This window comes from Microbacterium sp. ET2 (assembly GCF_030347395.1).
Classification (GTDB): domain Bacteria; phylum Actinomycetota; class Actinomycetes; order Actinomycetales; family Microbacteriaceae; genus Microbacterium; species Microbacterium albipurpureum.
In genome coordinates this window covers 2,189,035-2,203,243 of sequence record NZ_CP128170.1, presented here as the reverse complement: position 1 = coordinate 2,203,243, position 14,209 = coordinate 2,189,035, and the positions used below count along the sequence as shown (strand labels likewise).

Here is a 14,209-nt window from a genome sequence, read left to right as displayed (position 1 = left end):
GAAAGGTCGACATGTCACAGCATTCCGACATCCGGCGCCTCCGTTGGTCCCTCCTGGCTGTGGGCGCCGCCGGCGCTCTCGTCCTCGCGGGCTGCTCGGGCGGCGGTTCCGACAACGGCGGGTCCGACAGCGGAGGAGACTCCGGCGACGAGACCTCTGCGAACTTCAGCCTCATGGTCGCTCAGGCCAACGACCAGGACGACTACTGGGCCGAGACCGCCGCGAAGTACACCGAGCAGACCGGCGTCGAGATCGAGGTGATCCCCTACCCCTCCGACGCGTACAACACGCAGGTGACCACCCAGCTGCAGGCCGGGAACGCCGCCGACATGATGGTGCTCGCACCCGGCACCGGGCAGCCGATCTCGGTCGTCAACCTCGCAGAGGCGGGCTTCCTCGAGCCGCTGAACGAGACCTCCAGCGGCACGATCCCCGCCGGGACCGAGGCCGAGTACTCCTTCGACGGTGATGTGTACGCCCAGCCCGCCGCGCTCGTGCCTGTCGGCTTCATCTACAACGGCGCCGGCGGCGAAGAGGTCGGTATCGACGCCTACCCCGAGACCTACGACGACCTGCTCGAGGCGTGCACCACGGCACGCGACGGCGGCAAGACCTTCACGGTGCTCGCCGGAAGCGTGCCGTTCAACACCGGCCTGTTCTCGATGCTGATCTCCGCGACCCGCGTGTACGCCGAGACCCCCGATTGGAACGAGCAGCGCGCGGCGGGCGATGTGACCTTCGCCGACAGCGGATGGCGCGACGTGCTCGAGGACATCCTGGAGATGAACGAGGGCGGCTGCTTCCAGGACGGTGTCGCCGGCGGCACCTTCGACTCCATCACGCAGGGCATCGGATCGCAGGCCTCGCTCACCGCGGCGGTTCCCGGCTCGGCGGCGACGTCGATCAGCGCCGGCACCGGCCTCGACCTGACGGTCCAGGCCTTCCCGCCCGCAGACGGCGGCGCGCCCTACGGGCTGGCCTCGGCCAACTACGCCTGGGCCGTGAACGCCTCGGCTGACGACGCCGTGAAGGCGTCCGCACAGGAGTTCCTCGACTGGCTGGCGACCCCCGAGGAGTCGCAGGCCTTCGCCGACCTGTCGGGCTTCGTCCCGATCACCGGCGCCACGGCCGACAACCTGCTGCCGATCTACTCGCCGATCGGCCAGCTGCTCGAGAACGGCGACTACGCGGGTCTTCCGAACGCCACGTGGCCGAACCCCGACGTCTACGACACGCTCGGCGTGGGTGTCCAGGGTCTGCTCACCGGACAGAAGACCGTCGACCAGGTGCTCGATGAGATGGATGCCGCATGGGGTGAGTAACTCCGCACATCCCTGACGCCTTGCGTCGAACCGTCGCCGCCCGGGTCCTCCTCCCGGGCGGCGACGTTTGTCTCGTGCGACCAGGCGCATCGCTGGCGCCGATAAGGGATAGCACGAACATAGAGCCGATTGATACGGTTGGTGTATCCCCGACCGAAGGATCACACCGCCGTGACCGACCAGATGCCGCTCTCCCGCCTCGACCTGAACCTGCTGGTCTCCCTGGACGCTCTCCTCACCGAGCGGAGCGTCACCCGGGCCGCGGAGCGGCTGCACCTCAGCCAGCCCGCCCTCAGCGCCTCGCTCGCACGCTTGCGCACCCACTTCGGCGACCCGATCCTCGCCCGCCGCGGCAACACCTACGAACTGACGCCCTTCGCCGTACGCCTCAGCGAGCACACGACCTCGGCCCTCGAAGCCGCCCGTCGCGTCTTCGAGTCGCAGGCGACCTGGTCACCCGAGGAGTCCACGCGTGAGTTCTCCATCTACGGCTCCGACTACGGCTTCGTCACCGTCGGCAGTGTCGTGTCGCGCCTCGCCGCCGAGCGAGCGCCGGGCGTGCGCTTCCGTTTCATGCTCCACAACCCCACGATCGTCGACGACGCGGCGACCCGGCTGCGGTCGGTGGACGGCATGATCATCCCCCACGGGCCGATCTCTGATCATCCGTTCGTCGACCTCTGGCATGACGACTGGACCGCCCTCGTCGCCACCGATAACGACGAGGTCGGCAGCGAACTCACCCGTGACCAGCTCGCCGAGCTCCCCTGGGTGATGACGTATCAGACCCGCTCGGCGTTCACCTCGGCGGGGAGGCAGGTGCAGCAGCTCGGGATCGAGCCGCGCATCGAGGCAATCGTGGAGAGCTTCCTCGCGATGAGCCACTTCATCGCCGGAACGCGCCGCATCGGCGTCATCCAGAAGGCGATCGCCCACCTCGCCACCCGGGCCGGCGGGGTGCGCGCGGTCGGGCTGCCGTTCGAGCCGACACCGCTCACGAACGCCCTGTGGTGGCATCCGGTGCACGGGCGCGACCCCGAGCACGCCTGGATGCGCGACCTCTTCGTCGAGGCCGGACGCATCGTCGACTCCGGCGCCCACGTCGCCTCGATGCCCGAGGCGGCCGTCGCGGTATAGCCGCGCGCGCCCCGGAGGACATCGGCACAGCGGAGGACGAGACGGGCGGCGTCGACCTCCTGCGCGCCGATCTCCTTCCGTGTGCCAGCCGACGGGCAGCGCGTCAGGCCAGGCGGCGGTAGCGCAGGTCGCGGAAGCGCGCCGACCCGTCACCGGCGGCGTAGATGGCCGGACGGAGGCTCAGCAGGTCGCCGATCGTGTTGGCGTGGTAGCCCGACGTCTCGTAGCGGACGCCGTGCCGTGTCCACTCGCCGCCCTGCTCGCGCCACCAGCCCGTGACGATGTGGTGGTCGTTCCGCAGGCGAAGCGACAGGCGGCGCCCGGCCGGCGCGGGCTCCCGCCAGTGCGTGCGGATGCCCCCGGAGTAGCTGCGCATCCCCGCACCGTCGATGCCCATCCCGCAGAAGAGGCGCCCGTTGAAGAACAGCAGCAGCCCCGCCTCGACGGGCCCCTCCAGCTCGACGTCGACCTCGATCTCGTAAGCGTGGTCGCCGGTGACGAGGGCGAGCGGCGAGGAGTCTCCGGGCCCCACCCCCTTGCCGCGGAGGACCAGCACGTCGTCGGCGACGGTGAGGCGCCCGGACTCGCCCGGTAACGGGGCGTGGAAGGCCCAGCGCTCCCCGAGGCGGAAGCCGGGGATCTCTTCGGCCGGTGGGAGAAGCGGATGCTGCGGGGCTGCCCCCTCGGGGAGGGGAAGCGCACCGCCGACGTCGTCGGCGGCCGCCACGGGCCATCCGTCCTCCGTCCACGCAACCTGCTCGAGCAGGATCTGCCGACCGAGAGTGCGGTAGCCGTTCTCGTACCCGTGCGACAGCATGTACCACTGCTCGCCCGGGACTTCGAGGATCGTGGCGTGCCCGCGCGACCACCAGCGCTCGTCCGCGCTGCGGGTGCGAGCGATCGGGTTACCCGGGTGGTTCTCCCACGGACCGTGCACCGACCGCGATCGGGCGACGATCACCATATGACCGGTCGGCGGGCCAGCCGTGCCGCCGACCGCACTGACGAGGTAGAACCACTCCCCGCGCCGGAACAGCTTGGGGCCCTCGAGGGCGTAGGCCTCGGTGATCCAGTCGTCGGGGTACCGCCAGCCGTCGTAGACCTGCTCGATCTCCCCCACGGTCGACAGTCCGTCGTCGCACAGGGCGACCCGGCGAATGCCGCTGAGGAACAGGTAGCGCCGGCCGTCCTCGCCGACCACGTGGCCGGGGTCGATGGCTCCCCGGACGCCGAGATCGATCGGCTCCGACCAGGGACCGGCCATCGCGTCGGCGTGGATGACGAAGATCGAGGCGTCGGTGAGGGACGACCACGGTGTCGGGATGAAGGGGATGTAGATGAAGAAGCGGCCGTCATGCTCGGCGACGTCGACGGCGAACGTGCTGCCGAGAGGTTCGGGGAGCGCGGCTGTGACGTACGTCCAGGTGACGAGGTCGTCCGAGCGGTACAGGAGCAGCCCGGGAGCCGCCTCGAACGACGAGTACGTCATCCAGTACTCGTCCCCCACCTTGATGACCGCGGGGTCGGGCCGGTCTCCCCCGAGGACTGGGTTGGTGTAGCTCCGCGCAGCTCCCGGTCCGTCAGCTTCCTGATCCACGTCCCCCTCCTGCACGCCACTCGGTGACGCTCGGGCGAACCGCCCGGACCCATTGATTCTGAGAAAGCCTGAGCAGAGTGATTTTCGCAGCGCCGACGCGGTCCACCGGCACGACCTGCAGGCGTTCATCGCCATTGAGGACCCTGCCCGGCACGAGCTCTCCTTTTTCGACGAGCAGTTCCGTGACGGAGTCGATTTCGACATCGCCGTCGGAAGTGGCGAAGTCCAGTTTGACCCCCTGTCCCACGACGACCAGCTCGTCGTCGGCTACTGCGAAGACCAGGGCGAACGGTCGCTGCTCACCGGGCGTCGGGACGGGCTCTTGCGGGAGCGTCTCGTCAGGAACGGGGAGTGCTGCGTCGGGCAGCTGCACACCGACGTCGAGGAGGAAAGTGCGCACGATGTCGTTGAGGCCGCGGGCCGAGACCGTGAGATCGCCGACCCGAGTCTCGGCAGGTGAAGAGCCGCGCTCGACGACGACGGCTCCGATGCGACGGGCGCGCTGAGCCTCGGCGATGTCCGACTCGAGGGCGCTGAGAAACGTGAGCACGGCCGCGACCTGGCCATCGGGGTTCGCGCCATCGATGCCGAACGCCGACCAGCCGATGGCGCGGTAGCTGCCGATCGCACGGACGAGCTCGCCTGCGCGCAACCGGCTTTCCGGGACGAAGAACGGCTGGTTGTGGGAGGTGTAGACCCGCATCGCCGAATCAGCGTCGTCGACGTAGATGTCGGGGGCGACGAACGACAGCGAGGGAGCCGCAGTGCGCCATACATCCACGACCCGGCTGGCGGGGCCGCCACTCGGCCACCGTCCCGGCTCGTCCTGCCCCGGCTGCGGCCCGAGCCACGCGTTGGTGTACATCGGGACACGCCTGTGCACACGTCCACGTTCGGCGACGTGCTGCACGTATGAGCCTATGGACCACGCCATGAAGACCTCGTCGGCTCCGGACCCCTCACCGAACACTTCGGCCCAGGTTCCGCTCTCCCGTTCCCCGTGCGCTGTCCAGAGCTCGCGCAGCAACGAGTCGGCGCGACCAGCGCGTGCGAGCACGATCAGTTCGGACGGGACCTGGCCGGCCCAAGCCTCCTCGGCGAGTGCGCTTCGATCTCGGCTGTCGCGGAGGATGCCCGACTCGTTCTCGACCTGGACCATGGCGACGACGTCGGTCGCGTCAACCTTCGCCACGTGTGCCAGGAACGCCTCGAACGCCGCAGCATCGGCCGCGCGGAGGTTCTCGCTGAACACCGAAAGCACGGGTGTGGGCGTCACTCCGGAGTAGTGGAACGCGTTGCCGCGGACCTTGGCTTGCACCACGGCTCGCGGAAACCTCTCGAGGTCTGCGCGAACCCACCGCGGCGCGTACGTTGAGGCAGCGTTCTTGAACGCACCGAACCACAGTGGCACGAGGCGCAGACTCAGCCGGCGCGCCTCCTCGATCATCGTGTCCACGAGGTCGAAATCGAAGACGCCCTCCTGCGGCTCTGTCAGCGCCCAGCTGACCGGGGCGAGCACCGCATTGGCGCCCAGGCGTCGGGTGTGCGCGAATGACCGGCGGATTGTCGCCGCCGAGGAACTGGACGAGTTGTGTACCTGCCCGCCGAGAAGGAGACGAAGCTCGTTCCCCTGTCGCAGACGCATGTCGTCGTCGAACGCCCAACGTGAGTGATTGCCTGACGTGCTCACGGAAGTCCTCCGATCCAGTCCGCGATCGCCTTGACGGTGGGGAGGGCGGTGGGGTCGGACGGCTCGTTGATGTGACCGTGCGCTGCGCCGGGCTCCACCCGCAGCGAGACGGGCACGCCGGCATCGCCGAGCTGCCGTGCGAACGCCTCGCCTGACGGGCGGAGCTCGTCGTGCTCGCACACCAACACCAGCGTCGGCGGGAAGCCCGCCGCCGGACCGAGCGCCGCGAACGCATGCGGGTCGGCGAGGACCTCGATCGTGCCCGCGAAATTCAGCACCATTTCCCCGTGGCGGGAGGACGGGTCGACCTCGGCGGTGGCCTCCGGCCCGTTGGGATGAACCACAGGGTAGACGAGGACGAGCCCCGCCGGCATGGCGTCTCCTGCGTCACGCAGGCGGGCGGTGACCCCTGCGGTCAGATTGCCGCCAGCGCTCGCGCCGCCAAGAAGAACCGCGGATGCAGGGAGCCCGAAGAGCTCCTCGGCGTGGGCGACAGCGCACCACCATCCTGCCAGCACGTCGTCGGAGGGCTCGGGGAAGTGGGTTGCACCGAGGCACTTGACGTAGTCGAGCGTGAGGACAGGAGTGCCGCGTGCGGCGAGCTCCATCGCGACCCAGTGCGACTCGGGCATGTCGAGGTGACCGCCGATGAAGGCCCCGCCGTGGACCCAGACGAGCGCCCGGCCCGAGGCCGGCGCCGTGACATCCCGATACACCCTCGCCGGGACCGCACGACCCTCGCCACCGTCGAACGAGAGGTCGCGCATCGCCACCTCGGCGAGCCTCGGGAACCGGCGTTTCAGAGATGCGGTGTCGATGTCGGTGCGCGGGTCGGACGGCTCACCCTCCTCACGCAGCAGCCGCAGAAGCTCCGTAAGGGGCAGGGAGCGAAAATCAGTGTCTGTCTCAGGCACGTGCCGGCTCCGTCGCAGCCCGCATCGCCGAGCGGATGAGGTCATGCTGTCGCCGGACGAGGAGGAGCGGGTCGACCTCGCCGAGCTCGGCGAACGCGTGACCCTCCCACTCGCTGGACCAGAAGCCGCGGTAGCCTCCCTCGACGAACACCCGCACGTGGGCGGGATAGTCGATCGCCGGCTCCTGCCCGTTGTCGTCGATGTCGTAGAACTTCGCGTGCACGTGGAGGATCTGCGGCATGATGTCGGCCCACTCCCGCGGGTCGACGTGGCCGTGCATGTTGAAAGCGAGGTGGGCGAAGGCCCCGAGCCGCCCGGGATCGAAATCCCGGCCGTGCAGATAGGCGATGAACTCCTGCTGCCGATCGCGCATCGACGCGTCTGTGGCCCAGATCTCCTGCAGCCTTTCCACGGCAGGGTCGTCGAGCCCCGCCCGCCGCACCGCGCGCAGCAGCGTCGGCGACATCGCGTGCATCGTCGAGGAGAAATCGGCGACGAACCCGAGAAGGGGCGAATCGAGCTCGGCGTAGGTGTCGCGCACCTTCATGATCTCGGGCGCGTTCGGACCGAGTGGCGCGTGGATCTCGTAGGCGAGCGTGAGCTGGAGTTCCTCGGCCACCGGAAGCAGCCGCCGCAGCAGCGCGGGCTTCGCCGATTGGATGCGCACCAGAGGGAACCCGAGCTTCTTCGCGCCGCGGAACATCTCCACCGAGAACGCGAACTCCTCGTCGGGCGTCATGTCGCGATCGCGGCGTCGGCCCATGTCGAGGTTGGCACCGAAGGAGGCTCGCCGCGAACCCGTGCCGGTCGAAGGCGTCGCGCCACGTGCGGACGAAGTCATCCGAGACGACCGGGTAGGTGGGTACCATCTGCGACGCGACGATCTCGATGCCGGGGCCGATGCCGAGCTCGGCGACCCGGTCGAGCAGGCCATCGAAGTCGTACCAGCCAGCGCGGAATTCGGCGCTCGCGGAGTAGAGGGTCAGCCCCAGCTGGAACGGATCACTGTCGGTCGCAGACGGCGGCGGTGCGACATCGCGCACGAGCGCGGGAGGCGCGGCGTCGACGTCGGTGGCCGTGAGGGTGAGCGTCTGATGCACCACATTGGGCACGTACAGGCCCGGGCCGCCCTCGTCCCCGGGCGCGATCTGCATGTAGGGCAGCCGCAGCTCGCCGTGAACCGTCACCGCGTGGGTGTCGCCGACGGTGACCTTCTCGTCGCGGCGGACGATGAGCAGGGGATGCGCCTGCAGGAACCACAGCGTCTCGCTCTGCGCGGACAGCTCGTCGATCGCGTAGCGGCGCCCGGCGAGCTCGAAGGACAGATCGGATGCCGCGACCTTCGCGCCGTCGATGGTGACGGCGAGCGTCGAGACCGACGACAGCCAAAGGCTTCGGTACCAGGGGAGGGTGAGCGCGAGCGCGAAGCCCTCGGGGTGCGGGCGGAGGCTGTCGTCGGCGATGAGTCCATTGGGCATGGGCTGCTCCTCGTCAGAGGCCGGAGGCGATGCGGCGGATGAGGCTGTGCTGCCTTCGCACCTGCTCGATCGCGCGCCACGGCGCGCGATCGCCCTCGTACTCGCTGGAGAGGTAGCCGGAGTACCCCGCGTCCTTCAGAGCACGGAGCACCGGCTCCCACGGGATCTGCTGATCGACCTGGTCCTCGTCGATGTCGTGGAACTTCGCCTGGATGAACACGACGTACTCGGCGATGTCGGCGATGTCGGCCGGGTCGACCCCGATGCCGTCGAGGAAGGCCGGGCGCTGACCCGGAAGCTCCCCGGGGCGGAGCGGAATCGGCCGGTCCTGGAAGATGCCGGTGTCCAGCAGCAGACCGAAATGCTTCGTGCCGGTGCGCTGGATGAGCCCGATGTAGTCGTCGACCACCTCGTGCTTGATGGGGGTCGGCGAGTGGATCTCGGGGCAGATGATCACGTCGAGCTCGGCGGCGAGGTCGAGGCTCCGCTCCACGGCCTCCGTCCACGTCGGGTGAGGCACGAGGTCGCTGGAGATCACACCGATCTTGGGACGGACGAACCCGAATCCCAGGCGACGGGCGAGCCGCAGGTCGCGTTGGAGCATCGCTGCTCCTTCAGCGGCGGTGAGGTCGCGCGCGTTCGCGCCGCTGGAGTGCAGGCGCGTGTCGATCCACGAGCCGTAGTTCGTCGGCTCGAGCCGGTACTTCTCCAGCAGCGTGAACCACGTGTCGATCCAGGCGGTCGACGGCTCGGGGTAGCCCGCGATGTGCCCCTCCCCGAGGATCTCGACCCCGGTGGCGCCGACGTCGGCGACGTGTGCGAGCGCCGACTCGAGGTCGAGCACCGTGCCGAAGTCGTGCATGAAGCTGTACAGCGAGACGCCGTACTTGAAGGGCCCGCCGTCGAGGTCGGAGCTCAGGGTGATGTGCCGCGTCTCGCGGTATGTCGACGGCTGATGCTCGACGGGGATGTACGACATCCGCAGCCGCAGCTCGATCGACACCTCGTGGGTGCCCTCCGGGAGGCCGCCGTCGAAGGGAACGGTGATCACCGCGGCATCCTCCAGCGGCCACCGCACACCCTCGGAGTCCCACAACTCCTGGAGGGTGTACGTGCGGCCCTGCAGCGTCCAGCGTGGAACGTCGGGACCGACATCGAGGAGGTCGCCGACGCGCACCGCGACCCCGTCGATGAGCGAGGCCGCCATGCCGCGATACGACGGCATGCGCAGGCGGATCTGGAAGCCGGTCACGCGGTCGCCCTCACGGACGTTGCGGAAGCCGATGGATTGGAGGATGTCTCGTTCGAGAAGCATCGATGCTCACTTCGTCGGGATGGTCCGGCACGGCGGCGACGCCGGCACGGGGCCTCGACAGGCCCACCCCCAGGCTAGACCGATCTGTCATTTTCGCGCATAAGAAGGATCGATATCCGCATTGAGGTGGCCGATGCTGCCGGTCGTCGAGCGAGCGCAGCGAGACGAAACGCCTCAGCCCCGCTACACCAGCCGCAGATCCGCCTCGATCGCCCGAGTGGCCGCCAGGAGCGCGGGGAGATAGGTCTCGCGCACCCGGTCGACGGTGTCGCGCGTCGCGCTGGTGGAGATGTTCACGGCGGCCACCACCGAGCCGGTGCGGTCGCGGACCGGTGCGGCGACCGAGCGGAGGCCCGGCTCCAGCTCGCCGTCGACGAGCGACCACCCCTGCGTGCGCACGCGCGCGAGCTCGGCGGCGAGCGCCTCGGGATCGGTGAGGGTGCGGTCGGTGAGGTGCGCGGGCGGAAGGAGGGAGAGGATGCCGGCGACCGCCGCCTCCGGCAGGGCGGCCAGCAGCACCCGTCCCATCGACGTGGCGTAGGCGGGGAACCTCGTGCCGATCGTGATGCGGACGCTCATGATGCGACGCGTGGGCACGCGGGCGACGTACACGACCTCCGCGCCGGCGAGGACGGCCGCCGAGACGCTCTCGTCGACCTCGCGCGAGAGCGCCTCGAGGTGCGGCTGCACGACCTCGGGCAGCGACAGCGCCGACAGGTAGCTGAACCCGAGCTCGAGCACCTTCGGCGTCAGTGCGAAGGCACGACCGTCGCTGCGGACGTATCCAAGCGTCTGCAGCGTGTGCAGGAACCGTCGCGCCGCGGCGCGGGTCAGATCGGTGCGGCGCGCGACGTCGCTGAGGGTGAGCGACGGGTGCTCCGCGTCGAAGGCGCGGATGACGCCGAGTCCGCGCGCCAGCGACTGAACGAACTCGCTCGAGGGCTCGGGTCCTTCGCCGCTCACCGCTCGAGGACCACCGCGAGCCCCTGACCGACGCCGATGCAGAGTGCGGCCACCGCGACACCCGAGCCGCGACGGGCGAGCTCGTGCGCTGCGCGGCCGATGACGCGGGCACCCGAGGCGCCCAGCGGGTGCCCGATCGCGATCGCACCGCCGTGCACGTTCGCCTTCTCGGGGTCGAGCTCGGTCCACAGCTTCAGGCACGCGAGGCTCTGCGACGCGAACGCCTCGTTGAGGCTCCATGACGTCGACATCGGCCCACGTCCGGCCGGCGCGGGCGAGGGCCCGATGGGCGGCCTCGACCGGGGCGACGCCGAACACGTCGGGGTCGTTGCCGAAGGCGGCGCGGCCGGTGATCCGCGCCAGCGGCTCGGCGTCCAGCGCCCCCTCGGCGCCCAGGACGATGGCTGCGGCGCCGTCGTTGATCGACGACGAGTTGCCGGCGGTGACCGTGCCGTCGGCGGCGAAGAGCGCGCGCAGACCCGCGAGCTTGTCGAGGGTCGTGTCGGCGCGGATGCCCTCGTCGCGGGTGAGCTCGGCGCCGGGGACCTGGGTGATCTCTCCGTCGAAGACGCCGTCCGCCCAGGCCCGGGCGGCACGTTCGTGGCTGCGCAGCGCGAAGGCATCCTGTTCTTCTCGGGAGATCCCGTAGATCGAGGCGAGCTTCTCGGCGGACTCGCCGTTGGAGATCGTCCACTCCTTCGGCAGCGCCTTGTTCGTCATGCGCCAGCCGATCGAGGTGTTCCACATCGTCTGGTTGCCGGTGGCCGGCCACGGCTTCGGCGACTTCTCCACCACGAACGGCGCGCGGCTCATCGACTCCACGCCCCCGGCCAGGATGACGTCGGCATCGCCGGACTCGATCGCGCGGGAGCCCTGGATGACGGCCTCCATGCTCGAGCCGCAGAGGCGGTTGACGGTGACACCCGGCACCGTGGTGGGGAACCCCGCGAGGAGGGCGCCGAACCGCGCGACGTTGCGGTTGTCCTCACCGGCCTGGTTGGCGTCGCCGAAGATCACGTCGTCGATGCGGGCGGGGTCGAGGCCCGTCCGCTCGACGGCCGCCTTCATCGCCACGGCGGCCAGGTCGTCGGGACGCACGCCCGAGAGCGCGCCGCCCGCGCGGCCGAACGGGGTGCGGACCGCGTCGTAGATGTAGGTCGCGGGCATGGTCAGTGTCCTTCCGCCGGGGCCAGGCTGAGGCCGGTGAGTTCTTCGAGTGAGGCGACGGTGTTGTCGCCGAACGCCTCCCGTACCGCGAACCCCCCCGGGGTCACGTCGAAGATCGCGTGGTCGGTGTACACACGGGTGACGCAGCCCACGCCGGTGAGCGGATACGTGCAGGCCGTGACGAGTTTGGACTCCCCGGACTTGGTGAGCAGGTCGGTCATGACGTAGACATCCTTCGCGCCGATGGCGAGATCCATCGCCCCGCCGACGGCGGGGATCGCGCCGGGCGCCCCCGTCGACCAGTTCGCCAGATCGCCGGTCTCCGAGACCTGGAACGCCCCCAGCACGCAGACGTCGAGGTGCCCGCCGCGCATCATGCCGAAGGAATCGGCGTGATGGAAGTACGCCGCACCCGGGAGGGCGGTGACGGCCTGCTTGCCGGCGTTGATCAGGTCGGGGTCCACGGCGCCCGCCTCGGGCGCGGGCCCCATTCCCAGGAGCCCGTTCTCGGTGTGGAGGATGATCTCGAGGTCGGCGGGGAGGAAGTTCGCCACGAGGGTGGGGGCGCCGATGCCGAGGTTGACGTAGGCGCCCTCGGGGATGTCGGCGGCGATGCGGCGGGCGAGGTCGTCTCGCGAGATGCGGGTGCTCATCGGACGGGCCGTCCTTCCAGGTCGACGCCGCCCACGAAGGCGCCGTCTTTCAGCCAGGGGCGCTCGCCGACCGCGACGACGCGGTCGACGAAGATTCCGGGGGTCACCACAGCCTCGGGATCGAGGCTTCCGAGCGGGACGATCTGGTCGACCTGCGCGATCGTGCGGGTCGCCGCTGTGGCCATGATCGGGCCGAAGTTGCGGGCCGTCTCGCGGAAGACGAGGTTGCCCCACCGGTCGCCCGTGAGCGCGCTGATCAGCGCGACGTCAGCCTTGATCGGGTACTCCAGCACGTAGGTGCGACCGTCGATCTCGCGGGCCTCCTTGCCCTCGGCGAGCTCGGTGCCCACCCCGGTCGGTGAGAAGAAGGCGCCGATCCCGGCGCCGGCGGCGCGGATGCGTTCGGCGAGGTTCCCCTGCGGCACGAGCTCGAGCTCGATGTCGCCGTCGCGGTACAGTCCGTCGAACACCCACGAGTCGCTCTGGCGCGGAAACGAGCAGATGATCTTGCGCACCCGCCTCTTGGCGAGGAGGGCTGCGAGCCCCACATCGCCGTTCCCGGCGTTGTTGTTGACGATCGTCAGGTCCTTCGCGCCCTGCGCGATGAGGGCGTCGATGAGCTCGACCGGCTGACCGGCGCGGCCGAACCCGCCGATCATGATGGTCGCCCCGTCGGGGATGTCGGCGACGGCGTCTGCGACGCCCGCCACGGTTTTGTCGATCACACCGGCTCCTGCCTTCTCCGCAAGTGTTCGCGATACGTACACGTGTACGTATGACGGACCTATCGTACGCCGGGGCCGCCCCTACCGCGACCCCTCTCGAAGACGCCATCGTTCACCTGGCCCGAACGGCTCCCCCGTGCACCGTTCGCGACAGGCGAATGACCGTGACCGTGCTTCGGTGGGCACGATGCGCGGTGCGGGATCGCCGATCGCGACAGGCGAGCGGTGGGGGGCGACGCGGCGGGATTCAGTCCTGGAGGGTCAGCTCGGCGGGGATCGGCACGATCCGCTCCCGCTCGTGAATGAGCTCGACCGCATGCCTCACGAGCCGCACGTCCTCAGCGAGCTCGGGCTCCCAGCGTGGAACGGCGCGGGCACGGCCGTCCTGGCCGGGATCGACGAAGACCATGATGCACTGCGTGGTGAGGGTCGTCTCGGCGGGCATCCGGGGGTCGGCGGAGAGCACCCGCACGACGATGTGCATGCTGCGGGGCCCGGTGTAGATCAGGCGGGCGTCGAGGCTCGACGACGTGACCGATCCGCACCGGCGCGAGGAAATGGATTCCCCCGGAGTACACCGCCACGGCCTTGTCGGACGACCACGCGGCTGCGCACGCGAAGGCGGCCTCGTCGATCCAGCCCATCACCGTGCCGCCGTGCGCGGCGCCGCCGAAGTTCACCGCGCTCGGCGGGGCGAGGAAGCGCATCTGCGACCGGGGTGCCGCGGTGTCGTCGGTGTAGACCTGGGAGAGCATGGCCTTCTTGATGGTGTCGCGCGCGGCGATACGCGACGTCGCGATCGCCCCGAGTGCGCGGTCGGCGTCGGTGCGCGGCGTCCACTCGGGCACGGACGCGGGCCGGCGATCGTCATCGACGGCGACGAAGACGAGCATGCAGGTGGTCGCCGGCTCGTATCGGCGGGAGCGGATGTCGGCGGCCTCGACGGTCACGGCGACGTGCACGCTCGACCGGCCCGTGTGCACGACCCGCGCGTGGACCGCCACGAGAGACCCGGGTGCGATCGGCCGCGTGTGCTGCACGTTCCCGACGTACGCCGTGACGCAGTACCGCCCGCTCCAGCCGACCGCGCAGGCATACCCGGCCTGGTCGATCCACTCCATCACGCTTCCCGCAGCGACGGAGAGGCCGCCGGCGGCGGCGTCGTGCGGAAGCGCGAGAAAGCGCATCGTCACGCGATCGGCGGGGGCGGCGGCATCCGTCACGGGCGGCTCAGCGCTCATGCTGACA

The 14,209-nt window shown here is 69.9% G+C and carries 11 protein-coding genes and 2 pseudogenes; 2 read left to right on the top strand and 11 right to left on the bottom strand.

Features of this window, described 5'->3' with window-relative positions:
* Positions 1–11 precede the first annotated feature (11 nt).
* The gene (locus tag QSU92_RS10705) at positions 12–1,322 is read left to right on the top strand and encodes an extracellular solute-binding protein (RefSeq protein ID WP_289261648.1); all 1,311 of its coding nucleotides are present in this window, start codon (positions 12–14) and stop codon (positions 1,320–1,322) included.
* A 171-nt stretch (positions 1,323–1,493) separates the two neighbouring features.
* Positions 1,494–2,459, top strand: coding sequence for a LysR family transcriptional regulator (locus QSU92_RS10700; RefSeq protein ID WP_289261646.1), 966 nt, complete (start codon positions 1,494–1,496; stop codon positions 2,457–2,459).
* Positions 2,460–2,562: 103 nt separating this feature from the next.
* Here the strand turns inward: QSU92_RS10700 and QSU92_RS10695 are convergent, their stop codons facing one another.
* The 11 genes and pseudogenes from QSU92_RS10695 to QSU92_RS10645 all read right to left on the bottom strand — a co-directional run bounded on the left by QSU92_RS10695 (position 2,563) and on the right by QSU92_RS10645 (position 14,202).
* Positions 2,563–4,056, bottom strand: a complete 1,494-nt coding sequence (locus QSU92_RS10695) for a family 43 glycosylhydrolase (RefSeq protein ID WP_289261644.1) — start codon at positions 4,054–4,056, stop codon at positions 2,563–2,565.
* Complete coding sequence (locus QSU92_RS10690) at positions 4,040–5,746, bottom strand: DUF5597 domain-containing protein (RefSeq protein WP_289261642.1); 1,707 nt, start codon at positions 5,744–5,746, stop codon at positions 4,040–4,042. Before QSU92_RS10690 ends, QSU92_RS10695 begins: the two co-directional genes overlap by 17 nt.
* The gene (locus QSU92_RS10685; protein WP_289261640.1) at positions 5,743–6,660 is read right to left on the bottom strand and encodes an alpha/beta hydrolase; all 918 of its coding nucleotides are present in this window, start codon (positions 6,658–6,660) and stop codon (positions 5,743–5,745) included. Before QSU92_RS10685 ends, QSU92_RS10690 begins: the two co-directional genes overlap by 4 nt.
* A complete protein-coding gene (locus QSU92_RS10680; protein ID WP_289261638.1) occupies positions 6,653–7,399 on the bottom strand; it encodes a sugar phosphate isomerase in 747 nt (248 codons plus the stop codon). Before QSU92_RS10680 ends, QSU92_RS10685 begins: the two co-directional genes overlap by 8 nt.
* Before the next feature lie 475 nt (positions 7,400–7,874).
* A pseudogene (locus QSU92_RS10675) lies at positions 7,875–8,138 on the bottom strand (C-glycoside deglycosidase beta subunit domain-containing protein); the annotation flags it as partial.
* 13 nt (positions 8,139–8,151) lie between these two features.
* On the bottom strand, positions 8,152–9,453 hold the full coding sequence (locus QSU92_RS10670; protein ID WP_289261635.1) for a C-glycoside deglycosidase beta subunit domain-containing protein: 1,302 nt from the start codon (positions 9,451–9,453) through the stop codon (positions 8,152–8,154).
* Positions 9,454–9,636: 183 nt separating this feature from the next.
* The gene (locus QSU92_RS10665; RefSeq protein ID WP_289261633.1) at positions 9,637–10,416 is read right to left on the bottom strand and encodes an IclR family transcriptional regulator domain-containing protein; all 780 of its coding nucleotides are present in this window, start codon (positions 10,414–10,416) and stop codon (positions 9,637–9,639) included.
* Positions 10,413–11,583: pseudogene (locus QSU92_RS10660) on the bottom strand (thiolase family protein). Before QSU92_RS10660 ends, QSU92_RS10665 begins: the two are co-directional and overlap by 4 nt.
* Before the next feature lie 2 nt (positions 11,584–11,585).
* Positions 11,586–12,236 carry a 3-oxoacid CoA-transferase subunit B gene (locus QSU92_RS10655; RefSeq protein WP_289261632.1) on the bottom strand — a complete coding sequence of 217 codons (651 nt, stop codon included), beginning with the start codon at positions 12,234–12,236 and terminating at the stop codon, positions 11,586–11,588.
* On the bottom strand, positions 12,233–12,961 hold the full coding sequence (locus QSU92_RS10650; RefSeq protein ID WP_289261630.1) for a 3-oxoacid CoA-transferase subunit A: 729 nt from the start codon (positions 12,959–12,961) through the stop codon (positions 12,233–12,235). The genes QSU92_RS10655 and QSU92_RS10650 overlap by 4 nt, the downstream gene beginning before the upstream one ends.
* 338 nt (positions 12,962–13,299) lie before the next feature.
* Positions 13,300–14,202: a hotdog domain-containing protein gene (locus QSU92_RS10645; protein WP_289261627.1), complete on the bottom strand. Its 903-nt coding sequence runs from the start codon at positions 14,200–14,202 to the stop codon at positions 13,300–13,302.
* Positions 14,203–14,209 lie beyond the last annotated feature (7 nt).

What these genes read in the sequence shown, in the direction of transcription:
- QSU92_RS10705 (WP_289261648.1), top strand. Translation starts at nt 12, where the DNA reads ATGTCACAGCATTCCGACATCCGGCGCCTCCGTTGGTCCCTCCTGGCT.
- QSU92_RS10680 (WP_289261638.1), bottom strand. Translation starts at nt 7,399, where the DNA reads ATGACGCCCGACGAGGAGTTCGCGTTCTCGGTGGAGATGTTCCGCGGC.
- QSU92_RS10670 (WP_289261635.1), bottom strand. Translation starts at nt 9,453, where the DNA reads ATGCTTCTCGAACGAGACATCCTCCAATCCATCGGCTTCCGCAACGTC.
- QSU92_RS10655 (WP_289261632.1), bottom strand. Translation starts at nt 12,236, where the DNA reads ATGAGCACCCGCATCTCGCGAGACGACCTCGCCCGCCGCATCGCCGCC.
- QSU92_RS10645 (WP_289261627.1), bottom strand. Translation starts at nt 14,202, where the DNA reads ATGAGCGCTGAGCCGCCCGTGACGGATGCCGCCGCCCCCGCCGATCGC.